The sequence below is a fragment of the Sphingomonas sp. NFR15 genome (genome assembly GCF_900103265.1).
Lineage (GTDB): Bacteria > Pseudomonadota > Alphaproteobacteria > Sphingomonadales > Sphingomonadaceae > Sphingomonas > Sphingomonas pollutisoli.
Map to the genome: position 1 here is coordinate 848,061 of NZ_FMWX01000001.1, position 23,741 is coordinate 871,801.

The following is a 23,741-nucleotide window of genomic DNA, read 5'->3' on the forward strand; positions in this document are numbered from 1 at the left end:
CTCAGCGCGCCAGCGCCGCGACGCCGGGCAGTTCCTTGCCTTCCATCCATTCGAGGAACGCGCCGCCGGCGGTCGAGACGAAGGTGAAGTCGTCACCCGCCCCCGCCTGATTGAGCGCGGCGACGGTATCGCCGCCGCCCGCCACCGAAACGAGCGATCCGCCGACCGTGAGCGCCGCCGCCGTCTTGGCGAGCGCGACGGTCGCCGCGTCGAACGGCGGCGTCTCGAACGCACCGAGCGGGCCGTTCCACACGAGCGTCTTGCAGGTCTTGAGCACGTCGGCGAGCGCTTCGACCGCCGCCGGGCCGATGTCGAGGATCATCTCGTCGGCGGCGACCTCGTGGACGTTGCAGGTCCGCAGGCTCGGCGGGTTGGGTGCGAATTCCTTCGACACGACCACATCGTACGGCAAATGAATCGTGCAGTTCGCGCCCTCGGCCGTGGCGAAGATTTCCTCGGCGGTGCCGACCAGATCATGCTCGCACAGCGACTTGCCGACATCGACCCCGCGCGCGGCGAGGAAGGTGTTGGCCATGCCGCCGCCGATGATGAGGTGATCGACCTTGGTGACGAGATGCTTGAGCACATCGAGCTTGGACGAGACCTTGGCCCCGCCGACCACCGCCGCGACCGGATGCTCGGGATTGCCGAGCGCCTTGTCGAGCGCGTCGAGTTCCGCTTCCATCGCGCGGCCGGCGAACGCGGGCAGCACATGCGCAAGTCCCTCGGTCGAGGCGTGCGCGCGATGCGCGGCAGAGAAAGCGTCGTTGACGTAGAGATCACTGAGCTTGGCAATGTCCGCGACCAGCGCGGGATCGTTCTTCTCTTCGCCCGCGAAGAAGCGGGTGTTCTCCAGCACGGCGATGTCGCCGGGCTGGAGCGTCGGGACCGCCTCCGCCGCGCCATCCCAATCGATGAAGCGCACCGGCCGGCCGAGTACCGTCGAATAGGGCTTCACCACCATCGCCAGCGACATCTCGGGGTTGCGCTGCCCCTTGGGGCGGCCGAAATGCGCGAGAACCAGGACGATCGCGCCCTTGTCCGCGAGCTCGCCCACCGTCGCGACGGTGGCACGCAGCCGGGTGTCGTCGGTGACGGCGCCGTCAGCCATCGGCACGTTGAGATCCTCGCGGACCAGCACGCGCTTGCCGTGGATGTCGCCCATGTCGTCGAGCGTCTTGAAGTTGCGCGCCATCGTCACCTCCCGTCGTCTATCATCACCCTCACCCTTCCCACTCGCCTTCGGCTCGCGGGCCCCTTCCCTCTCCCGGCGGGAGAGGGAGGGAGGAGCGTAGCGACGGAAGGGTGAGGGCGATTTGCTCTATCGATTACAGGAACTTCGCCATCGCACCGGCGGTGTCGATCATGCGGTTCGAGAAACCCCATTCGTTGTCGTACCAGCTCACCACGCGGACCAGCTTGCCGTCGATGACCGCGGTCTCGAGGCTGTCGACGGTCGACGAATAGGGCGTGTGAACGATGTCGATCGACACCAGCGGTTCGTCCGAGAAAGCGAGGATGCCGGCGAGCGGGCCGCTTTCCGACGCCGCCTTGAGGATGCCGTTGATCTCGTCCTTGGTGGTGTCGCGCTTGGGGGTGAAGGTCAGATCGACGAGGCTGCCGTCCGCGACCGGCACGCGCACCGCCGAACCGTCGAGCCGGCCCTTGAGCTCGGGCAGCACCTCGCCCACCGCGCGCGCGGCGCCGGTGGTGGTGGGGATGATGTTCATCGCGGCGGCGCGCGCACGGCGCAGATCGGGGTGGATCTGGTCGAGGATCTTCTGGTCGTTGGTATAAGCGTGGATCGTCGTCATGAGCCCGCGCTCGATGCCGACCGAATCGTTGAGCACCTTGGCGATCGGCGCGAGGCAATTGGTGGTGCACGACGCGTTCGAGACGATCGTGTGCCCGGCTTCGATCTTGTCGTGGTTGACGCCGTACACGACGGTCAGATCGACGTTCTTGCCCGGCGCCGAGATCAGCACCTTCTTGGCGCCGGCGTCGAGATGCTTCTGGCAGCTCGCCTTGTCGGTGAAGAAGCCGGTGCATTCGAGCACGATATCGACGCCGAGTTCAGCGTGCGGCAGGTTGGCGGGATCACGCTCGGCGGTGACGCGGATATGCTTGCCGTCGATGACGATATCATTGCCCTCGGCGACGACGGTGCCGGGATATTTGCCGTGGACGCTGTCGCGGCTGAACAGCCAGGCGTTCGATTTCGCATCGGCGAGATCGTTGATCGCGACCAGTTCGAGGCCGGTGTCGGCACGTTCCATCAGCGCCCGCGCCACGAGACGCCCGATCCGCCCGAACCCGTTGATCGCTACCTTAACCGTCATCGCATGCGCTCCTGTCGCCAATGGCGGAGACGGGCTGCAAGCGCAGCAGGCTTCCCCGCCGATTCCCTCGTGTTCGCGGCGTCTTTGCGGTGGGCGGAGGCTGGCGTCAACCAGTGCGAAACAATTCGAATATTGTCAGACAACCCTGTCATGCTAGGCCTGCGCGATGGCAGAAGTACCGTCCCCTGCCGCGATCGACCGGATCGAACGCGCCATCGCCCGTATCGAAGCAGCGGTCTCGGATCGCGAACATGCCCATGCCGCGCTTGCGAAAAGGCATGAGGCGCTGCGCGCGCGAATCGAGGCGGCGATCATCGCGCTCGACGCGGTGACGGCGGCGGAGGAGATCGACTGATGGCCGACGTGACGCTCACCATTGGCGATCGGCGCCACGTCGTCGCCTGCCGCGACGGTGAGGAAGAGCGGCTGATGAAGCTCGGCGCGCTGCTCGATTCGCGCTGGGCGGATGCGGCGCGCGCGTCGGGCGGGATGAGTGCGGAGCGCACGATGCTGTTCATCGCGCTGCTGCTCGCCGATTCGCTCGACGAGTCGGAGCGCCGCCCTGCCGAACTGGCCGAATCGCATGCGCTGGACCGTGTCGCCGAGTGGCTGGAGGATCTTGCCGATGCCCTTGAGAATCGCAGCATCAACGCCTAGATTGGCCGGTGGCGGGCACTGCCCGGTACGAGCCTTACCGAACATCCCTGAGGCGATTAAACTTCCTAGGGGGTTGTCCCTGCGCTGGCCCTGGCCTGTCGTACATGATCCCCACCTGATGCTTACGGCGTCAGAGGATATTCAGGCAAACGGCCACGGCGGTCCCGCCACCCGCTTCCGCGGCCGCGCGGCATGACGCTCGACAAACGCGCCTTGCGTGCGCGGATGCGCGCCGTACGCGACGCGTTCTTCGCGACCTCGCCGCCGCCGATCCGCGCGAGTGCGGAGTTCGCCGCGCTCCTCCCCCACGCCGCGACCGTCGCGTCCTACGTGCCGATCGGCAGCGAGGCGGACCCGATGTGGCTCGCGCGCGCCGCCGTCGACCATGGGTGCGCGATCGCGCTCCCGCATGTCATCAGCCGCGCGGACCCGATTCGTTTCCTCGCCTGGGATGCCGAGGACGATCTCGCCCCCGGCCCCTATGGCCTGCAACAGCCGCACCACGCCTCGCCCGCGCTCGCGCCCGATATCGTGCTGACGCCACTGGTCGCGTTCGATTCGGCGCTCAACCGGCTCGGCCAGGGCGCGGGGCATTACGACCGCGCGTTCGCCGCGTTTCCGAACGCGGTGCGAATCGGGGTGGCGTGGAGCGTGCAGCAGGTCGATACCCTGCCCGCCGACCCGTGGGACATGCCGCTCCACGCGATCGCGACCGAGACAGGATGGATCACGCGATGACCCCAAGCTGGCGCAAACCCTTCGGCATGTTCGCCATCCTCGCGCTGATCCTGGTGTGGGTGGCGATCGTCGCGAGCTTCTCGGGCTGGGTCGGGCGCTGGCCCGCGCTGGTCCAGGCGCTGTTCTACGTGGTGACGGGGCTGGTGTGGATCGCGCCGCTCAAGCCGCTGCTGGCGTGGATGGAGACCGGGCGCTGGCGGTAGCCGCACCGGGCCAATCCCAAACCGTTCGTGCTGAGCTTGTCGAAGTACGTGCCAAAAATGCGACGTTTGCGGCACGCCCTTCGACAAGCTCAGGGCGAACGGTGACTATCGATGCTCGGTAACCGCTTGATCCGCCAACCCTTTTTGAAGGGTGGCGCGAGTGACGGGGCTCGAACCCGCGACCTCCGGCGTGACAGGCCGGCGCTCTAACCAACTGAGCTACACCCGCTTGGAAAGCGTGAGGCGCGCCAACTAGGTCAGGGGTTCATGGCTGTCAACAGACTTCGCCAGACTTTCTTCAACCTCGCCACTTTTTGGCGGCGCGCCCTTGGCCATCGCGCCATGTTCGAACAGAAAACCGGCGATGTCGGGCTTGCCGACCGCGCCCAGCACGGTCTGCAGGATGATGAGCAGCGGCACCGCGAGCAGCGCACCGGGCGTGCCCCACACCCAGCTCCAGAAACTGATCGAGATGAGAATCAGGATCGGGTTGATCGTCAGCCGCCGTCCGACGATCAGCGGGGTGATGGCGTTGGCCTCAACGAGATGGCAGCCGATCATCAGGAACGCCGGGAACAGCGCCGCCCAGATATCGCGGAAGGTCATCAAGCCGCCCAGCCCGAGCAGCAGCGCCGCCGCGATCGGTCCGAAATAGGGGACGTAGTTGAGCAGCGCGACGATGCCGCCCCACATCAGCGGATAGGGCATGCCCATCGTCCACAGCACGCCCGAGACGAGCAGCCCGAGCGCGAGGTTGATGACCGTGATCGTGCCGAGATAGGCGGCGGTATCATCGACGACATGCTGGATCACCCGCGCGGTCGCCATCGCGCCGCCGAAGCTGGAGCGGCTGGTGATCGTGCGCCGCCGCAGCCGCGTCCAGCCGGCGAGGAAGAAATAGATGACGAGAATGCCGAAGAACACCTGCACGATCGCGGTCGGCGCGGACGTCGCGGCGAGTTCGAGGATCGAACTGGGGGGCGCGACCGCGGTGGTCTGTGCCGTCCGCACCGGCCCCGGCGAGGCGAGATGCCGCACCGCGCGGTTGAGATAGCGCTCCAGGCTCGAATACAGGTCGATCAGCGGCGCGATGTTCATCTGGATGCGGTCGATCCGCTCGGGCAGCTTGCGGAAGAACTCCACCGCCGGCACGACGATCGCGGCGAGCGCGATATTGGCCGCGAGCAGGAACAGCAGGATGCACACCAGCGCCGCCAGCGCCGAGGGGACACGATGCCGTTCGAACCATTCGAGAATCGGCACCAGCGCGATCGCGATCACCAGCGCGGCAGTGGTCGGCAGGAAGAATTCCGCCCCGGCCTTGAGCGCGAACGGGGTCGCCAGCGCGAGGCCGATGCCGGCGAACAGCGTGAGCGTGGCGAGGATGCGGTCGCGCCGCATCGCCAGCACCATCATCATCTCGTCGGGATCGGCGGCGGCGGGCAAGCGCGGGAACGGCCCGACCGTGGGGGGCGCGAAACGCGCCTCCTCTTCCCGCATGTCGATACTGGTGTCGTCCACGCCTACCCGCTCCCTTAGACCGCACGCGAAACCCTAGCGGCATTCCCCCTTCATGCAATCGGCGCTACGGGGCGAAATGACCGTTCCGCCCCACCCTGACCGCGACCGCTGAGCGATGTCGGCGCGGCTTCGACTCGTCCGGCCGGTGAACTGGCTGCGGCGCCGCCTGCGCGCGAGCGAGGCGGTGTTCATCCTGCTCGCGATCGGCATCGGCGGCGCGGCCGGCGCGCTCAGCGTCGCGCAGGGTGCGCTGGCGCGGACGCTGCAACATTGGTTCTTCGCGCTGCCCGGCACCTCGCGGCTGAGCGCACAGCCGGATCTGTCGCTGGGCGCGCTGCTGGTGCTGCCGATCGGCGGCGTGGTGCTCGGGCTGTTCACGCTGGCCACGCGCGCGCGCAAGCGGCGGCTGGTCGATACCGTCGAGGCGAACGCGCTGCACGGCGGGCGGATGGCGATCGGCGACAGTCTGGTGATCTCGGGGCAGACGATCCTGTCGAACGGCTTCGGCGCGTCGGTCGGGCTCGAGGCGGCCTATGCGCAGCTTGGCGGCGCGGTCGCCTCGTGGACCGGCGGGCTGCTCAACCTGCGGCGGCCCGATCTGCGCAACCTCGTCGGTGCGGGTGCGGGCGCGGCGATCGGGGCGGCATTCGGCGCGCCGCTGGCGGGCGCTTTCTACGCGTTCGAGATCGTGATCGGCGCGTACACACCGTCGGCGATCGCCCCGGTCGCCGCCGCGACGCTGTCGGCGGTGCTGGTATCGCAGACGCTAGGCGCGCATCCCTATGTGCTCGAAACCGCCTCGGGCGCCGTCACCGAGACGCATCATTACATCGCTTATGCCGGGCTCGGTGCGGCGTGCGCGGGGTTCGGCATCGTGCTGATGAACGCGGTCGCCTTGCTCGAACGCGGCGTGCGGCGGCTGCGCATCCCCGATTGGGCACGGCCCGCGATCGGCGGCGCGCTGCTGGTGCCGATCGCGCTGATCTCGCCGCAGGTGCTGTCGGCGGGGCACGGCGCGCTCCACAACGATCTGATGGCGGACGTTCCGCTCGGCTTCATCGCGCTGATCCTGGTCGCGAAGTCGCTGGCGTCGATCGTCTCGCTCGGCTTCGGGTTTCGCGGCGGGCTGTTCTTCGCCTCGCTGTTCCTCGGCACGCTCGCCGGCACGCTGTTCGCCGCCGGATTGACGGCAGTGGCGGGGTTCCAGATCATCGACCCGCACAATGCCGCGATCGTCGGCATGGCGGCGCTCGGCGTCGCGGTGATCGGCGGCCCGATGACGATGGCGATGCTGGTGCTCGAGGCGACGCATGATTTTGGATTGACCGGCGCGGCGATCGCGGCGAGCCTCGTCTCCTCGACGATCGTGCGCGAACTGTTCGGCTATTCGTTCTCGACGTGGCGGCTGCATTTGCGCGGCGAGACGATCAAGAGCGCGCGCGACGTCGGTTGGGTCAAGATGCTCACCGCCGGGCGGATGATGCGGCGCGAGACCCGCGAAACCCCGGCCGAGACGACGATCGCCGAATTCCGCCGCCGCTACCCGCTCGGCTCGGCGAGCCGCGTCGTGCTGATCGACACCGACGCGCATTACGCCGGCATCGTGCGGACCAGCGACGCCTATGCCGAGACGCTCGACCCGGCGGCGCGGGTGGCGAGCGTCGCGGTCAACACCGAGGCGGCAATCAAGCCCGACATGGACATCAAGCAGGTGATGACCGCCTTCGACGCGACCGGCGCCGACGAACTCGCGGTGCTGGCGGCGGACCGGACCGTGCTCGGCGTGCTTTCCGAGACCTATGTGCGGCGGCGCTATGCGGAGGAGTTGGAGAAGGCGCAGCGGGAGTTGTTCGGGGAGCGGTGATGCCGAGGCTCCTGCCCGTCACTCGGCCGCAACGTCCTGACGCGCGCCCGGCGGATGGTAGAGCATCGCCACGTTACATCGCTCGTACCGCCTGCCGAACGCGTCCATGATCCCGGCATCATGGACGAAGCCGATCTTCTCGTAGAGATGGATCGCCGCCGCGCTCTTGGTGTTGCTGAGCAGATAGAGCCGGTCACAACCGAGCGCGTGCGCGCGCGCGACGATCGCATCGAGCAGGAACGCGCCGACCTTCTTGCCCCGCGCCTTGTCCAGCACGCCCATCTTCGTCAGCTCGAACTGGCGCGCGCCCGTCTTCTGCAACGCGCAGGTGCCGACGATGCCAAGGCTCGGGTCTTCGACGAACAATATGTCGCCGCCCGGCGCGATGATCCGTTCGCGCGGGTTCTTGAGAACATCGATATCGGTCTGCTCCAGCCGATACATATCCCCGATCCATTCGGCATTGATGCGATAGAACGCGTCCGCCAGATCGTCGGTGAAACGCCGGATCGCGAGACCACCGGCGGGCCGCTGGTCCAGCGGCTGTTCGGCAAGGGCGCGCTCGGTCGCCTCGATCATGGCGAGCAGCGCCGGCGCGTCGCAAACCTCCCCCACCGCGGCGCGCAGACGCGGCCACAATATCGTCGTGGCCAGTTCCATCGCCTCGACACCAGCGGGGGTGAGCGAAATCGTCTTGCTGCGCTGATCGCGCACGTCCCGGCTGGTTTCGACCAACGCCATCTCGACCAAGCGGGACAGGATCCGCGTGACGGCGGGCTGGCTGATCCCCAGCACCTGCACGGCATCGCCCACCGTCATCGGCCCCCGGCGGTATAAAGCGGTGAGGAGCGGCATCTGGCTCGGCTGGGTCGGCAGGCCGCAATCCGCGGCGATCCGCTCGGCGCCCGCCTGGAGGCGTTCGGCCAGCCGCTTCAAGCGGCTGCCGAGCATCACAGCGCCTTCGTGTGCCAGTACGTCCGTCATGAGCCATTCCTCTCGATCTTAATAACGCGTTATATATCACGTTATGAATCTCCACCAGTAGATTTGTGCATATTTCTCGGCTCGCTTGTATCGTCGCGATTTGGCGCGAGCGGTGCGAACCTGTACAGCCCCGCGATGCTCCGTCTCTCCGGCCTATACCTTCCGCTCGATCATCCCCCCGAGGCGATCGCGCCCGCGATCTGCGCGCGGCTCGGCGTCGCGCCTGCCGATCTGCGCGGCTACACGCTCTACCGGCGCGGCAACGATGCGCGGCGGCGGAACGCGGTGCAGCTCGTCTATACGTTCGATGTCGATCTCGCCAACGAAGCCGACGTTTTGGCACGCTTCGCCGGCGACAAGGACGTCCGCCCTACCCCCGACATGACCTACCGCCCGCCCGTCACCGCGCCCGCCGGCTGGTCCGGCACGCGGCCGGTGGTGATCGGCGCGGGGCCGTGCGGGTTGTTCGCGGGGCTGATCCTCGCGCAGATGGGGTTCCGCCCGATCATCGTCGATCGCGGCAAGGCGGTGCGCGAGCGGACCAAGGACACCTGGGGGCTGTGGCGGCGCGGCGTGCTCGACCCCGATTCGAACGTCCAGTTCGGCGAGGGCGGCGCCGGCACCTTCTCCGACGGCAAGCTCTATTGCCGCGTGAAGGATCCACGCTTCCTCGGGCGCAAGGTGCTCGAGGAGTTCGTCGCCGCTGGCGCCCCCGACGATATCCTGTGGGAAGCGCATCCGCATATCGGCACGTTCCGGCTGGTCTCGATGGTCGAGGCGATGCGCGCGCAGATCGAGTCGCTCGGCGGAGAGTATCGCTGGCAGACCCGCGTCGACGATCTCGAACTGGAGCGCACCGGCGACGGCCAGCAGCGGCTGCGCGGGCTGCACCTGCACGACGGCGGCTTCCTTGAGGCGGAGCATGTCGTGCTCGCGGTCGGCCACAGCGCGCGGCCGACGTTCGAGATGCTCCATGCGCGCGGCGTGCATATCGAGGCCAAGCCGTTCTCGATCGGCGTGCGGATCGAGCATCCGCAAAGCTGGATCGACCGTGCGCGCTTTGGCGCCTGCGCGGGTCACCCCGACCTGGGTGCTGCGGCCTACAGCCTGTCGCACCACTGCGCGAACGGGCGCACCGTCTATAGCTTCTGCATGTGCCCCGGCGGCCGGGTGGTGGCGGCGACCTCCGAGGAGGGCCGCGTCGTCACCAACGGCATGAGCCAATATTCGCGCGCCGAGTTCAACGCCAATTCGGGCCTCGTCGTCGCGATCGATCCCGCGCGCGATTATCCGGGCGGGCCGCTCGCGGGGATCGTGTTCCAGCGGCACTGGGAGTCGTTGGCCTATGTCGCGGGCGGATCGTCGTACCACGCGCCGGGCCAGCGGGTCGGGGATTTCCTCGCCGGCCGCGCGTCCACCGCGCTCGGCGCGGTGACGCCGTCGTACAAGCCCGGCGTGACCCCGACCGATCTCGCCTCATGCCTGCCCGACTATGCGATCGCGGCGATCCGCGAGGCGCTGCCGGTGTTCGGCCGGCAGATCGCGCGTTACGACGATCCCGACGCGGTGATGACCGGCGTCGAGACGCGCACCTCGTCGCCAATCCGCATCACACGCGGGGCGGATTTCCAGAGCCTCAACAGCGCGGGACTGTACCCGGCGGGCGAAGGCGCGGGCTATGCGGGCGGCATCCTCTCGGCGGCGATCGACGGGATCAAGGTGGCGGAAGCGGTGGCGGCGCGCATCGTGGCGGGATAGCGGAGGTTCGGCTCGGTCGCGGCGGATGCGACCGGCGCGGCGAAACGGCGCAAAAGTTGTCCATCGGCGGCACGGTGCGCGGGGTGTCACTTTTGCGCTTCTTCCACGGCGGGGCATACCCCGCGCGCGCCGCGAAGGTGACCGGTACGGTGGCGCTGACACTGTCAAAGAGCGTGGCCGGGAGTTTGCCACGTGCGGCGCGTGTAGGACAGGCCGGACGGTGACGCTGATTAGGCGTCCAGAGGTAAGGTCAGCCGTCGTTCCGCTTCAGGCTGTTCTCGATCAGCCAAAAGTGAAGGAGATGCATACCGACGAAGCTAGCCCCTATCAGCATCGTCACGGGCAACACGATGCCCTCTTGCCCGACCCGCGGCGCAACGTTGAGCGCCAAAAGCGCGATAAACCCCAAGGTGACAGCCGCCAAGGCCGGGGTGAAGCTGAGCGCAAGAACGCGAGGCGCGGTCCAGTTTACCGTTCCCGCAAGTGACCATTGCATCGGCAATCGCTCATGCGGGCGGAACCGGGCATTGGCCCACACCGACAAGCCGATGAGGACGGACGCGAAGATGCATGCGATCGCGAACACAAACATCGCGACTTGATATCATCAGGCTGCGTGGCGGCAAATGGGCGGCTGCCGATAGACCGCTTCGGCCCGGCGCCGATCGCCGGCGGGAACGGGCGAAAGTGGTGGTCGGCAGCTCGACCGCTTTCGGGCGGGCAGAGAATAAAGCCGCCAAAACGGAAGCCGAGTCAACCGTTAATTGGCCGGCGGGAAAGCTCGGAGATGTCTGATTGCTACGGTCATCATCAACACACCAAAGCCGACCACCCAAACGAGCGCTCCTACGCTGTGGTCGGCTTCAACATAACGGCTTGCGGTGAACAGGCCGAAAGCGGAGCCAGTAACTGCAAATTTGGCCAACGGAGGGAGGCTTTGTGATCGCGCCACCATAAACACGATGACAATCACCCCGCCGAGGACTGCCGCCAAACTCAATAGATCATCGACCATCACTGCCATCTCCGAGCGGCCTACGTGCGGTTATCGGATCAGACTTTCGAAGGCGCAAGGTCGGATTGTGGGCGACTCCCGCCCCCCGCTCACATCCGCTCCACTCCCCGTTCGCTTCCCTGCCCGCGCCGCAGCAGCCGTGCGATCATCCAGCCGGCGGCGAGGAGCAGGAACGGCATCGCGGGATAGTGATAGCGCACCTGTCCGGTGAAGGCGAAGGCGGTGAGCGTCACGAACGCGGGCATGCAGCCGAGCAGCAGGATCGGCCGCCGCTCGTCCGCTCCACCCCGGCCACGCCACAGCGACGGCAGCGCGACCGCCAGCCCGGCGAAGCCGAACAGCAGCACGCCCAGATAATAAAGCTGGTTGCCCACCTGCGCGACGGCGACCCCGCCGCGCAGCCCCGGGTAGCTCGCGTCGATCCCCCACAGCCCGTCCGTATCCTTGCGCCACACCAATATGACCTTGCGGACGCCGAGCGCGATCCATTGCCGCGGATGACGGGCGATCCAATCGCGGGCGAGCGCCTTGAAACGCCGGTCGAGCTCGACCTGGCGCTGGACGTGCTCGCGGTACGAGATGCCGACCCCGGTCGCGTCCCAGATCGGCGTGCGCTCCCATTCATACCAGTCGCCGGTCGCGCGGTCGTTCGCGCCGTAATAGAGCGCGATGCCGCCGTTGGTGGAGACGGGGATGAACGCCCCCATCTCGGCGCTGTTGCGGATGGTCCACGGCAGCACCACCGCCGCGAGCGCGAGATGAACCGGCAGCAGCGCGCGGAGCAGCCCGCGCCAGCCGAAGTCGCGCAAGCACAGCGCCATCGCGATCAGCGCGCCGATCGGGAAGAACAGGATCTGCGCGCGCATCAGCGTCGCCGCGCCGAACAGCAGCCCCGCCACCACCAGCCCGCCCGCGCGCGCGCGTCCCGCGACCATCACCGTGAACGCCGCCATCACCAACGCGGTCGACACCGTTTCCGAGAAGGGCGCGCCGGCATAAGCGATATGCGCGGGGTAGAGCGCGTAGAGCAGCCCCGCGATCCGCACGCCGAGCGGCCCGATCCCGAGCAGCGCGCCGAAGCGGAACATCAGCACGAGGATCGCGACGGCGGCGGCGAGGTTGAGCGCCATCGGGCCGAGCGGCGACGGCCCGGCGACGATCATGCTCGCGGCGAGCGCGGCGGGATAGCCGACCGGCCAGAAGGCGGTCGGGCGGCCCTGCTCCTGGAAACCGAGCCCGCGCGCCATCTCGCCCGCGCGGTCCATGTACCATAAGCCGTCGGACATCGGCTGCTGCGGCATCAGCAGCATCAGCGCGAGGCGCAACACGATCGCGAGCGCGAAGATCGCCGGCACGATCCAGCGCGCGGTCTCGAACGCGCCGGCCCAGCCATGCCGCGTGCGCGGGTACGCCATCACGTTCGCTGCCGCCATGTCCATCGCCACCCTCCCGCTGCTGCGCGGCGACGGTAGCGAAACTGTGTTAACGGAAACGCCTGCGGGCACGGCACCGGCTTGACTCGCGCCGCGCGGGCGCGGACGGCGGGGTATCGCAGTGGGGAAACCTCCGATGACCGTTCCGCCTTCCGCCGATGTCGCCTCCGAACTCGTGACCTTGCTCGACGTGGAGGAGATCGACACCGATCTGTTTCGCGGCCGCCGGCTTGCCGGTGCGGTCGGTCGCGTGTTCGGCGGCCAGGTGATCGCGCAGGCGCTCCAGGCCGCGCAACGCTCGACCGAGCCGCCCAAGACCGCGCATTCGCTCCACGCCTATTTCATGCGGCCGGGCAATGACGATTATCCGATCGTGTTCCGCGTGGTGCGCGATTTCGACGGGCGCAGCTTCGCGACGCGGCGGGTGATCGCGACGCAGAAGGGCGTGCCGATCCTGACCATGACGGCGAGCTTCCAGCTTCCCGAGGACGGGCTGCACCACCAGGATGCGATGCCCGACGTGCCCGGCCCCGAAGCGCTGCGCAACGAACGGCAGCTCCGGGGCGGGCTGGCCGTGCCCGAGGGCACGCCGCCGCCCGCCTTCGCGCGCGCGATCGAGGTGCGGCCGGTCGAGCCGGCGCTCTGGGCCTCGCCCGAGGCGGGGCCGGCGGTGCTCAACATCTGGCTGCGCGCGATCGGCGAGATCGGCGACGATCCGGCGATGCACCGCGCCGTGCTCGCCTATGCCTCCGATCTCGGGCTGATCACGGTGGCGCGCTCGCCGCACCCGATCACCTTGTTCGACCCGCGCGTCCAGGGTGCCAGCCTCGACCATGCGCTGTGGCTGCACGAGCCGTTCCGCGCCGACGAATGGCTGCTCTATTCGATTCAGTCGCCGTGGTCGGGGCACGCGCGCGGGCTGGGCCTCGGCCGCATCTTCACGCGCGACGGGCGCCTGGTCGCGAGCAGCGCGCAGGAGGGGCTGATGCGCTGGCGCGGGTGATCGGGCGGGGCGCGGCGGCATCCCCTGTCCCATTCGTGTCGAGCACAATCGAGATGGCCGCGCTCCGGTCGGCCCCTCGACTGCGCTCGGGGCGAACGGTTGGGAGTGTGAGCGCGCCCCCGCCCCACCCGTTCACGCCGGGCGCGGGTGCTCCGGTCGTCGCGCTCGCGCGCGGGGTAGAGACGCGCGCGGGGTAGAGATCAGCGCCCGCTTGCCGCCAACGCGCGGTCGCGCAGGCGCGCGGAGGCGGCGGCGTGGATGCCGGGGGCGGTGGCGAGGATGCCGAAGGCTTCGGCGGCCTCGGTGTTGAAGGCGAGCGCGCCGCCAAGCGCATCGGTGATGATCGCGCCGGCCTCGGTCGCGATCAGCGCGGCGGCGGCGATGTCCCATTCGTTGCCCCAGCGCGCGGTGGCGACCAGATCGGCCTCGTCGGCGGCGACCATCGCGATGCGGAGCGCAATCGAATTGGGCTTGTCGACGATGACGAGATCGCGGTCGCCCTTGGGCAAGGCGTCAGTCGGCACGCGCGCGCCGACGAGATTGGTGCGCGCGCTCGCGCGCAGGCGCGTGTCGTTACGATGCGCGCCGCGCCCGCGCGTCGCGCGCCACACCTCGCCGCGCGCCGGCGCGTCGAGCACGCCGATCACGGGCGCGCCATTCTCGATCAGCGCGACCGACACCGCCCAGCCGGGCCGCCCGCGCAGATAATCGCGCGTGCCGTCGATCGGATCGACCACCCACAGCCGGCGGCACGACAGCCGCGCGGCGCTGTCGGCGGTCTCTTCCGAGAGCCAGCCCGCATCGGGATCGAGTTCGGACAGCCGCGCGTGGAGCAGCGCGTTGACTTCGAGATCGATGTCGCTGACCGGATTGCCGGGCGATTTCTCCCAGCGCGCGAAATCGGTTCGCCAGCGCGCCATCGCCAGCGCGCCCGCCTCCGCCGCGATGTCGGCGATCCGGTCGGCGAGCGCGTCAGCCACTCGCGACCGTCATACCGTCGATGCGGATGGTCGGCACGTTGGTGGCGTAGCGGAATTCGAGGTCGTTCGCCGGGGTCAATTCGCGGAACATATCCTTGAGATTGCCCGCGATCGTGAACTCGGCGACGGGCGTGGTGATCTCGCCATTCTCGATCAGGAAACCGGCGGCGCCGCGACTGTAATCACCGGTCACAGGGTTGACCCCCATGCCGATCAGCTCGGTGACGTAGATGCCGCGCGCGATGTCCGCCGTCAGCGCCTGTACCGACATGTGGCCGGCCGCCATGTGGAGGTTGCTGGTCGCGACGCCCGGCGCCCCGCCGACACCGCGCGCGGCATGGCCGGTCGGCTCCAGCCCGAGCTGCCGCGCCGAGGCACTGTCGAGCAGCCAGCTTTCGAGCACCCCGTCCTGGACGATCGCGAACGGCGACACCGGCAGCCCCTCGCCGTCGAACGGGCGCGACCGCAGCCCGCGCGGGCGGTGCGGATCGTCCTCCACGCGGACGCCGGGCGCGAACACCGGCGTGCCGAGCGCATCGAGCAGGAAGCTGGTGCGGCGCGTGACCGCCTGACCGCCGATCGCGCCGATGAAATGCCCGAGCAGGCTGGAGCCGATGCGCGGATCGAACACCACCGGCATCGCCCCGCTTTCGACCCGGCCGGGATTGGCGCGGGCGACGGTGCGCTGCCCGGCACGCGTGCCGATCACCTCGGCGCTGTCGAGGTCGCGGCGGCGGCGCGTGGAGTGATAGGCGTAATCCCGCACCATCAGGCCACCCTCCCCCGCCAGCACGCTCGCCGACAGGCCGTAGCCGGTCGCGGCATAGGCGGCGGCGAAGCCGTGGCTGGTGGCGAGCGCCCAGATCGAGCGCGACGCGTTGGCCGAGCCGCCTTCGCTGTTGGTGACGCCCGGCACCGCACGCGCCGCATCCTCGGCGGCGAGCGCGGCTTCACGCAGGGATTCGGGGGAGACTTCGCCGCCGTCGTCGAGATCGAGTTGCGGCGGCGCACCGTGCATCAGCCGTTCCTTGGGGGCGAGCCCGGCCCAGGCATCCTCGGGTGCCTCGCGCGCCATCGCGACCGCGCGTTCGACCAAAGCGGCGAGCGCATGCTCGCTGAAGTCCGAGGTGGAGACGCTGGCCGAGCGCTTGCCGGCGAAGACGCGTAGGCCCAGTTCCTCGCTCTCGCTGCGGCCGACATCCTCGAGCGCGCCGAGCCGCACCGACACGTCGAGCGCGGTATCGGCGGCGAAGACGGCATCGGCGGCGTCGGCGCCGGCGGCGCGGGCGCGGTCTACGATGGCGGCGGCGCGATCCTGCGCCTGTTCGATGGTCAACATGGGTCGGACTTAGGTGCGCGATCCGCGAAGGTCAAAGTGTCGCGACGGTTCCGACGACGAAACACGCGCAGAACACGAGAAATCCAGCGAAGCGGTTGGCGCGGAACCGCGCGAGCGCGCCGGCGCCGTCATCAGGCGAGAGCGTGCCGACCTGCCAGCCGAAATGCGCGGCGACCGGCAGCAAAGCGGCGAGCGCGAGCGGATCGGGGCGGACCAGCCACAGCGCCGCGCCCCACAGCAGCAGCGCCCCCGCGTAGAACAGACCGACGCCGAGCCGCACGCGCCGGCCCATCCGCAGCGCCGAGGAGCGCACGCCGATCAGCGCATCATCCTCGCGGTCTTGCAACGCGTAGATCGTGTCATAGCCGATCACCCAGGCGATCGATCCGGCGTAGAGCAGCAGGCCGGGAACGGTCAGTCTGCCCGCGATCTCGCTCCAGCCGACGAGGCACGCCCAGGAGAACACCATGCCGAGCCATGCCTGCGGCCACCAGGTGATCCGCTTCATGAACGGATAGCCGGCCACCAAAGCGAGGCTGAGCAGCGCGACGATCGCGGCATAGAGGTTCAACTGGAACAGGACGACGAGGCCGATCAGGCAAAGGGCGACCAGCCAGACCCACGCCGCCTTGAGGCTGACCGCGCCGCTCGCGAGCGGGCGGCTGCGCGTGCGCGCGACCTTCCGGTCGAGATCGCGATCGACGATGTCGTTATAGACGCAGCCCGCTCCGCGCATCGCGATGCTGCCGAGGAGCAGCCACAGGATCAGATCCCAGTGCGCGATCGCGCCGCCGGCGAGCGCGACGCCCCAGGCGCCGGGCCAGAACAGCAGCCACCAGCCGATCGGCCGATCGAACCGCGCGAGCAACGCGAACGGGCGCGCGGCGGCGGGGAGCAGCGCGACCAGGCCGCGGTGTTCGGTGTCAGGGGTGAGATCGGTGGCGGTCATGCGTCCCGCACGCCCCTTCCTTCTCCCCTCCCTGGAAGGGAGGGGTCGGGGGTGGGTCGGTTGCGGCACGCGTCACGCTCCCATGCCAGCAACCCACCCCCAGTTTCGGGTGAACAGTGCCCCGCACTGTTCAGGTCATGCCGGGGGCATGACCGACCCGAAACTCCTCCCTTCCAGGGAGGGGAGCCGGTTGCGTTCTCGGACAGCCCCCCCCTCACGCCGCCTCGCTGAATTGCAGGCTCGCCAGCCGCGCGTACAGGCCGCCGGCGCCGATCAGCTCGGCGTGGCTGCCGCTTTCGACGATGCGGCCTTCGTTCATCACGATGATCCGCCGCGCCGCGCGCACGGTGGCGAGGCGGTGCGCGATGACGAGCGTGGTGCGGTTGGCCATCAGCCGTTCGAGCGCCTGCTGGACGAGGCGTTCGCTCTCGGCGTCGAGCGCGCTGGTCGCCTCGTCGAGCAGCAGGATCGGGGCATCGCGCAGCAGCGCGCGCGCGATCGCGAGGCGCTGGCGCTGCCCACCCGACAGCCGCGCCCCGCCCTCGCCCAGGAACGTATCGAGCCCGTCGGGCAGCTTGCGGAGGAATTCGGCGGCGTTGGCGGCCTCGGCGGCGGCCCAGACCTGCGCGTCGCTGGCGTCCCAGCGGCCATAGCGGAGATTGTCGCGCGCCGACGCGCCGAAAATCACCGTATCCTGCGGCACCATCGCGATCCGTTCCCGGACCTTGGCCGGATCGGCGGCGGGCAGCGCGACGCCGTCGATCCGCACCTCGCCGCCGTCGGGATCGTAGAAACGCTGGAGCAATTGGAACAATGTCGATTTGCCTGCGCCCGACGGACCGACGATCGCGACCGTCTCGCCCGGCGCGACGCTCAGCGTGAAATCGTGCAGCGCCGCCACGTCGCGGCGGGTGGGATAGCGGAATTCGACGTGCGAGAATTCGACCGTGCCGCGCGCCGGCTCGGGCAACGCGAGCGGCGCGGGCGGCGCGGCGATCGTCGGCCGCTCGGCGAGCAGTTCGGAGAGGCGCCCGGCGGCACCCGACGCGCGGAGCAGATCGCCATAGACCTCGGTGAGCGACCCGAACGAGCCGGTGACGATCCCCGCCGTCAGCACGAAGGCGGCGAGCGACCCGCTCGACAGCCGCCCGCTCGCGACATCGTTGACCGTGTCCCACATCAGCAGCGTCACCGCGCCGAACAGCAGGCCCATCACCAGCGCGGTCATGATCGCGCGCAGCCGGAAGCGGCGCTTGGCCGACTGGAAGCTCTGGTCGACGGCGGTGCGGAAGCGCTCGCCCTCGCGGCGCTCCTGCCCGAACGCCTGGACGATCTTCATCGCGCCGAGCGTCTCGACCGCGAGCGCGCCGATATCGGCGACACGGTCCTGGCTGGAGCGCGAATATTGCCGCACGCGCCGGCCGAGCAGGAAGATCGGCGTGATGATGATCGGGATGCCGACGATCAGCGACAGCGCGAGCTTGGGCGCGAGCGCGAAAAGATAGACGATGCCACCGATGCCGATGACGAGGCTGCGCAGCGCGACCGAGATCGTGCTGCCGACCGCATTCTCGATCTGCGCGGTGTCCGAGGTGAGCCGCGACGCTATCTCCGACGGGCGATTCTCCTCGAACCACGCGGGCGACAGCGTCAGCAGGTTGTGATGGACGGCGGTGCGGATGTCCGCGACCGTCCGCTCGCCGAGCCAAGAGACACTGTAGAAGCGCACCGCCGTCGCGACCGCGAGCACCAGCACGACGATGATGAGGTGGTGGAAATAGGGCGCGACCGCCGCCGCATCGGCGTGTTCGGCGAAGCCGTTGTCGACGATCTGCTTGAAGGTCGCCGGGAACGCCAACGTCGCCCCCGCCGCCACCACGAGCGCGACCAGCGCGGTCGCGATCCGGCCGGGGTAGCGCGTGGCATGACGCCACACCATGCCGAGATTGCTCAACTTGCGCGATCCGCGCGGCTCGGCGTTGTCGACTTCAGCCATTGCCGTCGCCTAGCAAAGCCGCCGCGCGCGCGCCACTGCCCCGGCGATCGATAGGGTCGATCACCGAAACAAAAAATCGCCGTGGACCCACATTGATGTTGCGTATGTTTATTTCGCTGAAAACAGCTTACAGGGCACCCCATGCTGTACAATGCCTATGAACTGCAACGTTCCCTCCTGGCTGGCGCGAGCGCGATGGCCGATTTCAGCGCCGAGCTGCTCCAGAACCCGGTCAACCCCTTCGCCTATTTCGGCGGCGGTCCGGTGATCGCCTCGGCATTGGAGGTGTTCGCCCATGCCGCCGCGCCGCGCGGCAAGCCGCATTTCGCGCTCGACCGCACGATCGTCGATGGCAAGGAGGTCGATGTCATCGAGGAGATCGTGCTGCGCAAGCCGTTCGGACAGCTCAAGCATTTCGCGCGTCGTGGCGTCGAGGGCGGCCCCAAGCTCCTGATCGTCGCGCCGATGTCGGGCCATTTCGCCACGCTGCTGCGCGGCACGGTCGAGCGGATGCTGCCAGTCGCGGACGTGTACATCACCGACTGGCGCGACGCGAAGCTGGTGCCGATGTCCGACGGTGCGTTCGGGTTCGAGGATTATGTCGATTACGTGATCGCCTTCCTCGAGGCGATCGGGCCGGACACGCACATGCTCGCGGTCTGCCAGCCGTCGGTGCCGTGCTATGCCGCCGCGTGCGTGATGAGCGCGGACAAAAACCCCTGCCGCCCCAAGACGCTGACGATGATGGGCGGGCCGATCGACACGCGCGAGGCGCCGACCGCGGTAAACACGCTGGCGACCGAGCGGCCGCATAGCTGGTTCGAGCAGAATGTGATCGTCAAGGTGCCGCTCACCTATCCGGGGGCGGGCCGCAAGGTCTATCCGGGCTTCCTCCAGCTCGCCGGCTTCATGTCGATGAACCTCGGCAATCACCTGATGTCGCATTGGGAAATGTTCAAACATCTCGTCCAGGGCGACGACGAGAGCGCCGATGCGACCAAGCGCTTCTACGAGGAATATCGTTCGGTCTGCGACATGACCGCCGAATTCTATCTCCAGACGATCGACCTGGTGTTCCAGAACCACGCGCTGCCCAAGGGCGAGATGACGCATCGCGGGCGCAAGGTCGATCCGGCGGCGATCACCGACATCGGCATCCTCGCGATCGAAGGGCTGCGCGACGATATCTCGGGTGTCGGCCAGACGCGGGCGGCGCTCACGATCGCGACCAGCCTGCCCGAGGAGAAGAAGCGCTATTTCAGCGTCGATGCCGGACATTACGGCATCTTCAACGGCAGCAAATGGCGCAATCAGGTGGCGCCGGTGGTCGAGCAGTGGATGGCCGCGAACGCGTGATTGGCGGGGGTGGCGTGGCTCGCGCACCCCAAGATCCCGTTCGTCCTGAGCGTGGCGAGGGACGGCCCCACACGGTGACACCTGGGGCACGCACTTCGACAGGCTCAGTGCGAACGGGCTTTAACGGTTAAGCGAGGGCGGGGTCTCCCCGCCCTCACCCATTCAGACCGCGGTCGTCTCGACCACCGCGTGGCTGCTGTCCTCGTCGCTCTTGATCGTGCCGCCGAACAGCATCTTGATGCGGCCGGTGAGCGAGATGTCGGTCTCCCACAGTTCCGCGCTCGCGATGTCGAGGCGGATCAGCGCTAGGTTGGGATCGTCCTTGCCGCCGGGGAACCACGCCTCGACCTGATTATTCCACAGCTTGTCGATCAGCGCCCGGTCATTGTCCTGGCGGATCTCGCCGGCGAGACAGGCGAAGAAATCATGCCCCTTGGAGACGAACTGCGCCATCGCGCTGCCGCCGCCGGCGAGGCGGTTGTCCTTGCCCACGAAGAAGAACAGCGTGTCGACCTGATCGCGGTCGAGCTGCGCGGTCAGCGGCTCGCTGTGCTGGCTGGTGCCGGTCAGGCCGACCATGAGGAACGGGCTTTGCGCCATCTTGTCCCACATCGTCTGCTTGATCGCGTGCGTTTCGGTCATGTCGCTCTCCTTGCCTCGGATTTCGTCCAATGAACGACGCAACCCCGGCTTGGTTGCGAGGGCGCGGCGCGCGGACGATCAAGCTTTGTTCGCCTCGCCATCCACGCGCTCGACCTTCTGTGGATCGGGATAGGGCATGATGAGCGTACCGTCGGGCGCGGCGGTGAAGGTGGTCTGGGTCGGATAGGCGAGCGAAATGCCCTCCTTGGCGAAGCGGCGCAGGATCGTGACCAGCAGCCGGTCGCGGGTCGCGTGCGCGGTGGCCCAATCGTTGCCGGCGGTGTCGAACTGGACCGCGAAATCGAGCGTGCTCGCGCCGAACGATTCGAAGCCGGCGCGCGCCACCGTGGCACCCTCGGCCTCGATCAGTTCCTTGAGGATGCCGGGCAGCCGCTCCAGCGTCTCGTGCGGCGTCTCATACGCCACGCCGAGCGTGAAGCCGATGCGGATGTGGTTGCGCTGCGAGACGTTGAGGATTTCCTTGTCGAGCAGGTTCTTGTTGGCGATTACGCGTTCCTCGCCGGTATAGGCGCGGATGCGGGTCGATTTCAGGCCGATGCTCTCGATCACGCCGCTCGAATCGCCGAAGCTGATCTGATCGCCGCGTTTGAACGGCCGGTCGAACAGGATGGCGAGCGCGGCGAACAGATCGGCGAAGATGCCCTGCGCGGCAAGGCCGATCGCGATGCCGCCGACGCCGAGCCCCGCCACCAGCCCGGTGACGTTGACGCCGAGATTGTCGAGCACGACGATGAACGCGATCGCGAACACCGCGAAGGTGACGAGCAGGCTGATGATGCCCATCGCGCTCTGCAGCGCCTCGCCCGAATAATTTTCCGAATGGGTGCGGTGCTCGATCGCGCCGAGGATGATCTCGCGCGCCCAGATCGCCACCTGAAACACGCTGGCGATGGTGAACAGGAAGCGGATCGTCGTCGCGACCTCGGGCGGGGCGCCGGCATAGCCCTGCACCAGCTTGGCGGCGACCATGACGATGAAGAAATTGTTGGTCTTGACGACCGCGCGGCCCAGCACCGTGCCCCATCCGGCGATGCCGATGCGGGTGCTGCACAAACGCTGGCCCAGTTTGCGCGCGGTGGCGAGCGCGATGACGATCACGGCGCCGATGGCGAGCGCGATCAGGATTTGCAGCCAGTGCGTGGCGAGCCAGTCCACCGTCGCGCCGACAAGGTCGCGCAGTTGGGCGTTGATGTCGCGCACCTTCACCGGCGGAAGGATCGCCGTCGTCGTGTTGCTCATAGCGGTTATGCTGCCTCTGCGATGTCGGGGGCGCCGCCCTTTTCGAGAAACGCGATCAGGCCGCGCTCGGCGCGAGTGAGATAGCGGGTCGCGCGCGGCAGGCGCGTCGCGCGCAGCGCCGCCTGCCCGTCCTTCACCGCCGCGATCAGCAGCGGATGGACGTAGGATTTTCGGCTGATCGCCGGCGTGTTGCCCAGCGCCTCCGCGACGGGTTCGAGCATCGTCTTGAGGCCGATGTCGTGCGTCGCGGCGATCAACGTCTCGAACGCGATCACGCTCGCGCCCCAGGTGCGGAAATGCTTGGCGGTGTAGGGCCCGCCCATCGCCTCGCGGATATAGGCGTTGACGTCCGACGAGGTGACGGGATGCGTCGCGCCATCGTCATCGACCCAGCGGAACAGATGCTGGCCGGGCAGATCCTGGCATTTCTTGACGAAGCGGCTGAGCGAATGGTCGGTGATCGTCAGCAGCCGGATCTTGCCCGATTTCGCCTTGTACTGGAGCTTGATCGTCTTGCCCTTGAGCACCGCGTGGCGGCGGCGCAGCGTGGTCGCGCCGTAACTCTTGTTCGCCTTCACATAGCCTTCGTTGCCGATGCGGATATGGCCGAGATCGAGCAGCCGCACGATCGCCGCGACGGCGACGGCCTTGCCCAGCCCGCGCCGTGCCAGATCGGCCTCGACACGCGCGCGCAGGCGGGGCAGCGCGTGGCCGAACGGCGCGCATAGATCATATTTGGCGCATTCCTGCGCGGCGCGGAATTCGAGGTGATAGCGATATTGCTTGCGGCCGCGCTCGTCCCAGCCGACCGCCTGGATGTGGCCATAGGGGTCCGGGCTGAACCAGGCGTCGCGATAGGCGGGCGGCAGGCCGATGGCGTTGAGCCGGTCGATCTCGTCGCGATCGGTGATGCGCTTGCCCGCCGCATCCCAATAGCCCCAGCCGTGGCGCAATTTCCGACGGGTGATGCCCGGTTCGGTATCGTCGCAATAGGTGATCTCGCCGTCCATCGCGCTCCCTCGTCAAGTCTCTAAAAATGCGCGGTCGGTCGCTTCGTTCCGGAACGGGCGGCATCGGCCGCGGGTTTGGACGGCATTCGCGACGCCATTTGGCAAGGAGACTTCCCCGTGACCGACCTATCGCAAGCGCACGTCCTGATCGTCGCCACCAACGGCTTCGAACAGTCCGAACTGTTCGAACCGCGCCAGGCCCTGCTCGATGCCGGGGTGAAGGTGACGCTCGCCTCGCTCTCGACCGATCCGATCCAGGGCATGAAGCACGACGAGAAGGGTGACACGATCACGCCCGACCTGACCGTCGATGACGTCGACACGCAGGATTACACCGCGCTGCTGCTTCCCGGCGGCGTCGCCAACCCCGACACGCTGCGCACCAGCGACCGCGCGGTCGAGATCGTCGAGGAGTTCGTCGACGACGAGAAGCTGGTGGCGGCGATCTGCCACGGCCCCTGGCTGCTGGTCGAGGCCGATGTGGTCGATGGCCGCACCGTGACGAGTTGGCCCTCGATCCGCACCGATCTGGAAAACGCCGGCGCGGACGTGGTGGACGAGGAAGTCGTTCGCGACGGCCAGTTCATCACCAGCCGCAAGCCGGACGACATTCCGGCGTTCAACAAGGCCATCCTCGCGGCGCTGGCGGAAGAAACCGCCAACGCATAAGCGGCACACGCAGTTCTGAGCCGCT

23 protein-coding genes and 1 tRNA gene are annotated in these 23,741 nt (G+C 68.2%); 9 read left to right on the plus strand and 15 right to left on the minus strand.

Going from position 1 to position 23,741, the window contains the following annotated elements; all coding sequences use genetic code 11:
* Position 1: 1 nt before the first annotated feature.
* Positions 2–1,195, minus strand: a complete 1,194-nt coding sequence (gene pgk, locus BLS81_RS03970) for a phosphoglycerate kinase (RefSeq protein WP_093220954.1) — start codon at positions 1,193–1,195, stop codon at positions 2–4.
* 133 nt (positions 1,196–1,328) lie between these two features.
* Positions 1,329–2,339, minus strand: coding sequence for a type I glyceraldehyde-3-phosphate dehydrogenase (gene gap / locus BLS81_RS03975; protein WP_093220957.1), 1,011 nt, complete (start codon positions 2,337–2,339; stop codon positions 1,329–1,331).
* Between the two features lie 166 nt (positions 2,340–2,505).
* On the opposite strand from gap, the gene BLS81_RS03980 reads away from it, so the two are divergent.
* The 4 genes from BLS81_RS03980 to BLS81_RS03995 all read left to right on the plus strand — a co-directional run bounded on the left by BLS81_RS03980 (position 2,506) and on the right by BLS81_RS03995 (position 3,937).
* Positions 2,506–2,694: a hypothetical protein gene (locus BLS81_RS03980; RefSeq protein WP_093220959.1), complete on the plus strand. Its 189-nt coding sequence runs from the start codon at positions 2,506–2,508 to the stop codon at positions 2,692–2,694.
* Positions 2,694–2,996 carry a cell division protein ZapA gene (locus BLS81_RS03985; protein WP_093220963.1) on the plus strand — a complete coding sequence of 101 codons (303 nt, stop codon included), beginning with the start codon at positions 2,694–2,696 and terminating at the stop codon, positions 2,994–2,996. The genes BLS81_RS03980 and BLS81_RS03985 overlap by 1 nt, the downstream gene beginning before the upstream one ends.
* Before the next feature lie 192 nt (positions 2,997–3,188).
* Positions 3,189–3,734, plus strand: coding sequence for a 5-formyltetrahydrofolate cyclo-ligase (locus BLS81_RS03990; protein ID WP_093220966.1), 546 nt, complete (start codon positions 3,189–3,191; stop codon positions 3,732–3,734).
* Positions 3,731–3,937 (plus strand): DUF2842 domain-containing protein, encoded by a 207-nt coding sequence (locus BLS81_RS03995; protein WP_093221806.1) that lies wholly within the window; start codon positions 3,731–3,733, stop codon positions 3,935–3,937. Before BLS81_RS03990 ends, BLS81_RS03995 begins: the two co-directional genes overlap by 4 nt.
* Positions 3,938–4,089: 152 nt before the next feature.
* On the opposite strand, the gene BLS81_RS04000 is transcribed toward BLS81_RS03995, so the two are convergent.
* Together BLS81_RS04000 and BLS81_RS04005 are read right to left on the minus strand one after the other, a co-directional pair.
* Positions 4,090–4,166, minus strand: a tRNA-Asp gene (locus BLS81_RS04000).
* 23 nt (positions 4,167–4,189) lie between these two features.
* Entirely contained in the window at positions 4,190–5,356 is a 1,167-nt protein-coding gene (locus BLS81_RS04005) for an AI-2E family transporter (protein ID WP_093221809.1), read from the minus strand.
* Between the two features lie 217 nt (positions 5,357–5,573).
* Here BLS81_RS04005 and BLS81_RS04010 point away from each other — a divergent pair, with 217 nt between their 5' ends.
* The gene (locus BLS81_RS04010) at positions 5,574–7,322 is read left to right on the plus strand and encodes a chloride channel protein (protein WP_093220968.1); all 1,749 of its coding nucleotides are present in this window, start codon (positions 5,574–5,576) and stop codon (positions 7,320–7,322) included.
* 18 nt (positions 7,323–7,340) lie between these two features.
* Here the strand turns inward: BLS81_RS04010 and BLS81_RS04015 are convergent, their stop codons facing one another.
* The gene (locus BLS81_RS04015; protein ID WP_093220972.1) at positions 7,341–8,306 is read right to left on the minus strand and encodes a bifunctional helix-turn-helix transcriptional regulator/GNAT family N-acetyltransferase; all 966 of its coding nucleotides are present in this window, start codon (positions 8,304–8,306) and stop codon (positions 7,341–7,343) included.
* 135 nt (positions 8,307–8,441) lie between these two features.
* Here BLS81_RS04015 and BLS81_RS04020 point away from each other — a divergent pair, with 135 nt between their 5' ends.
* A complete protein-coding gene (locus BLS81_RS04020) occupies positions 8,442–10,064 on the plus strand; it encodes an NAD(P)/FAD-dependent oxidoreductase (protein WP_093220974.1) in 1,623 nt (540 codons plus the stop codon).
* A gap of 250 nt (positions 10,065–10,314) precedes the next feature.
* Here BLS81_RS04020 and BLS81_RS04025 read toward each other — a convergent pair whose 3' ends face one another.
* The 3 genes from BLS81_RS04025 to BLS81_RS04035 all read right to left on the minus strand — a co-directional run bounded on the left by BLS81_RS04025 (position 10,315) and on the right by BLS81_RS04035 (position 12,518).
* Positions 10,315–10,656, minus strand: coding sequence for a hypothetical protein (locus tag BLS81_RS04025; protein WP_093220977.1), 342 nt, complete (start codon positions 10,654–10,656; stop codon positions 10,315–10,317).
* Between the two features lie 168 nt (positions 10,657–10,824).
* The gene (locus tag BLS81_RS04030; protein ID WP_093220980.1) at positions 10,825–11,088 is read right to left on the minus strand and encodes a hypothetical protein; all 264 of its coding nucleotides are present in this window, start codon (positions 11,086–11,088) and stop codon (positions 10,825–10,827) included.
* A gap of 80 nt (positions 11,089–11,168) precedes the next feature.
* Entirely contained in the window at positions 11,169–12,518 is a 1,350-nt protein-coding gene (locus BLS81_RS04035) for a hypothetical protein (protein ID WP_093220982.1), read from the minus strand.
* A 130-nt stretch (positions 12,519–12,648) separates the two neighbouring features.
* Between BLS81_RS04035 and BLS81_RS04040 the strand changes: the two genes are divergently transcribed.
* A complete protein-coding gene (locus tag BLS81_RS04040) occupies positions 12,649–13,515 on the plus strand; it encodes an acyl-CoA thioesterase (RefSeq protein WP_093220985.1) in 867 nt (288 codons plus the stop codon).
* A gap of 200 nt (positions 13,516–13,715) precedes the next feature.
* On the opposite strand, the gene BLS81_RS04045 is transcribed toward BLS81_RS04040, so the two are convergent.
* The 4 genes from BLS81_RS04045 to BLS81_RS04060 all read right to left on the minus strand — a co-directional run bounded on the left by BLS81_RS04045 (position 13,716) and on the right by BLS81_RS04060 (position 18,779).
* Positions 13,716–14,495: an inositol monophosphatase family protein gene (locus BLS81_RS04045; protein WP_093220987.1), complete on the minus strand. Its 780-nt coding sequence runs from the start codon at positions 14,493–14,495 to the stop codon at positions 13,716–13,718.
* Positions 14,488–15,834: a TldD/PmbA family protein gene (locus BLS81_RS04050; RefSeq protein ID WP_093220990.1), complete on the minus strand. Its 1,347-nt coding sequence runs from the start codon at positions 15,832–15,834 to the stop codon at positions 14,488–14,490. The genes BLS81_RS04045 and BLS81_RS04050 overlap by 8 nt, the downstream gene beginning before the upstream one ends.
* A gap of 31 nt (positions 15,835–15,865) precedes the next feature.
* Positions 15,866–16,783, minus strand: coding sequence for a 4-hydroxybenzoate octaprenyltransferase (gene ubiA / locus BLS81_RS04055; protein ID WP_093220992.1), 918 nt, complete (start codon positions 16,781–16,783; stop codon positions 15,866–15,868).
* 214 nt (positions 16,784–16,997) lie between these two features.
* A complete protein-coding gene (locus BLS81_RS04060) occupies positions 16,998–18,779 on the minus strand; it encodes an ABC transporter transmembrane domain-containing protein (protein WP_093220995.1) in 1,782 nt (593 codons plus the stop codon).
* A 141-nt stretch (positions 18,780–18,920) separates the two neighbouring features.
* On the opposite strand from BLS81_RS04060, the gene BLS81_RS04065 reads away from it, so the two are divergent.
* Entirely contained in the window at positions 18,921–20,135 is a 1,215-nt protein-coding gene (locus BLS81_RS04065; protein ID WP_093220997.1) for a polyhydroxyalkanoate depolymerase, read from the plus strand.
* 162 nt (positions 20,136–20,297) lie between these two features.
* Here BLS81_RS04065 and BLS81_RS04070 read toward each other — a convergent pair whose 3' ends face one another.
* The 3 genes from BLS81_RS04070 to BLS81_RS04080 form a co-directional block, all read right to left on the minus strand.
* On the minus strand, positions 20,298–20,777 hold the full coding sequence (locus tag BLS81_RS04070) for a pyridoxamine 5'-phosphate oxidase family protein (protein ID WP_093221813.1): 480 nt from the start codon (positions 20,775–20,777) through the stop codon (positions 20,298–20,300).
* Between the two features lie 78 nt (positions 20,778–20,855).
* On the minus strand, positions 20,856–22,037 hold the full coding sequence (locus BLS81_RS04075) for a mechanosensitive ion channel family protein (RefSeq protein ID WP_093220999.1): 1,182 nt from the start codon (positions 22,035–22,037) through the stop codon (positions 20,856–20,858).
* Positions 22,038–22,042: 5 nt separating this feature from the next.
* Positions 22,043–23,047, minus strand: a complete 1,005-nt coding sequence (locus tag BLS81_RS04080) for a DNA topoisomerase IB (protein WP_093221002.1) — start codon at positions 23,045–23,047, stop codon at positions 22,043–22,045.
* Positions 23,048–23,164: 117 nt separating this feature from the next.
* Between BLS81_RS04080 and BLS81_RS04085 the strand changes: the two genes are divergently transcribed.
* Positions 23,165–23,716 (plus strand): type 1 glutamine amidotransferase domain-containing protein, encoded by a 552-nt coding sequence (locus tag BLS81_RS04085; RefSeq protein WP_093221004.1) that lies wholly within the window; start codon positions 23,165–23,167, stop codon positions 23,714–23,716.
* The last annotated feature ends 25 nt before the right edge of the window (positions 23,717–23,741 follow it).

Coding starts and splice junctions, on each gene's coding strand:
- pgk (WP_093220954.1), bottom strand. CDS start 1,195: ATGGCGCGCAACTTCAAGACGCTCGACGACATGGGCGACATCCACGGC.
- gap (WP_093220957.1), bottom strand. CDS start 2,339: ATGACGGTTAAGGTAGCGATCAACGGGTTCGGGCGGATCGGGCGTCTC.
- BLS81_RS03980 (WP_093220959.1), top strand. CDS start 2,506: ATGGCAGAAGTACCGTCCCCTGCCGCGATCGACCGGATCGAACGCGCC.
- BLS81_RS03985 (WP_093220963.1), top strand. CDS start 2,694: ATGGCCGACGTGACGCTCACCATTGGCGATCGGCGCCACGTCGTCGCC.
- BLS81_RS03990 (WP_093220966.1), top strand. CDS start 3,189: ATGACGCTCGACAAACGCGCCTTGCGTGCGCGGATGCGCGCCGTACGC.
- BLS81_RS03995 (WP_093221806.1), top strand. CDS start 3,731: ATGACCCCAAGCTGGCGCAAACCCTTCGGCATGTTCGCCATCCTCGCG.
- BLS81_RS04005 (WP_093221809.1), bottom strand. CDS start 5,356: ATGATGATGGTGCTGGCGATGCGGCGCGACCGCATCCTCGCCACGCTC.
- BLS81_RS04010 (WP_093220968.1), top strand. CDS start 5,574: ATGTCGGCGCGGCTTCGACTCGTCCGGCCGGTGAACTGGCTGCGGCGC.
- BLS81_RS04015 (WP_093220972.1), bottom strand. CDS start 8,306: ATGACGGACGTACTGGCACACGAAGGCGCTGTGATGCTCGGCAGCCGC.
- BLS81_RS04020 (WP_093220974.1), top strand. CDS start 8,442: ATGCTCCGTCTCTCCGGCCTATACCTTCCGCTCGATCATCCCCCCGAG.
- BLS81_RS04025 (WP_093220977.1), bottom strand. CDS start 10,656: ATGTTTGTGTTCGCGATCGCATGCATCTTCGCGTCCGTCCTCATCGGC.
- BLS81_RS04030 (WP_093220980.1), bottom strand. CDS start 11,088: ATGGCAGTGATGGTCGATGATCTATTGAGTTTGGCGGCAGTCCTCGGC.
- BLS81_RS04035 (WP_093220982.1), bottom strand. CDS start 12,518: ATGGACATGGCGGCAGCGAACGTGATGGCGTACCCGCGCACGCGGCAT.
- BLS81_RS04040 (WP_093220985.1), top strand. CDS start 12,649: ATGACCGTTCCGCCTTCCGCCGATGTCGCCTCCGAACTCGTGACCTTG.
- BLS81_RS04050 (WP_093220990.1), bottom strand. CDS start 15,834: ATGTTGACCATCGAACAGGCGCAGGATCGCGCCGCCGCCATCGTAGAC.
- ubiA (WP_093220992.1), bottom strand. CDS start 16,783: ATGACCGCCACCGATCTCACCCCTGACACCGAACACCGCGGCCTGGTC.
- BLS81_RS04060 (WP_093220995.1), bottom strand. CDS start 18,779: ATGGCTGAAGTCGACAACGCCGAGCCGCGCGGATCGCGCAAGTTGAGC.
- BLS81_RS04065 (WP_093220997.1), top strand. CDS start 18,921: ATGCTGTACAATGCCTATGAACTGCAACGTTCCCTCCTGGCTGGCGCG.
- BLS81_RS04070 (WP_093221813.1), bottom strand. CDS start 20,777: ATGACCGAAACGCACGCGATCAAGCAGACGATGTGGGACAAGATGGCG.
- BLS81_RS04075 (WP_093220999.1), bottom strand. CDS start 22,037: ATGAGCAACACGACGACGGCGATCCTTCCGCCGGTGAAGGTGCGCGAC.
- BLS81_RS04080 (WP_093221002.1), bottom strand. CDS start 23,047: ATGGACGGCGAGATCACCTATTGCGACGATACCGAACCGGGCATCACC.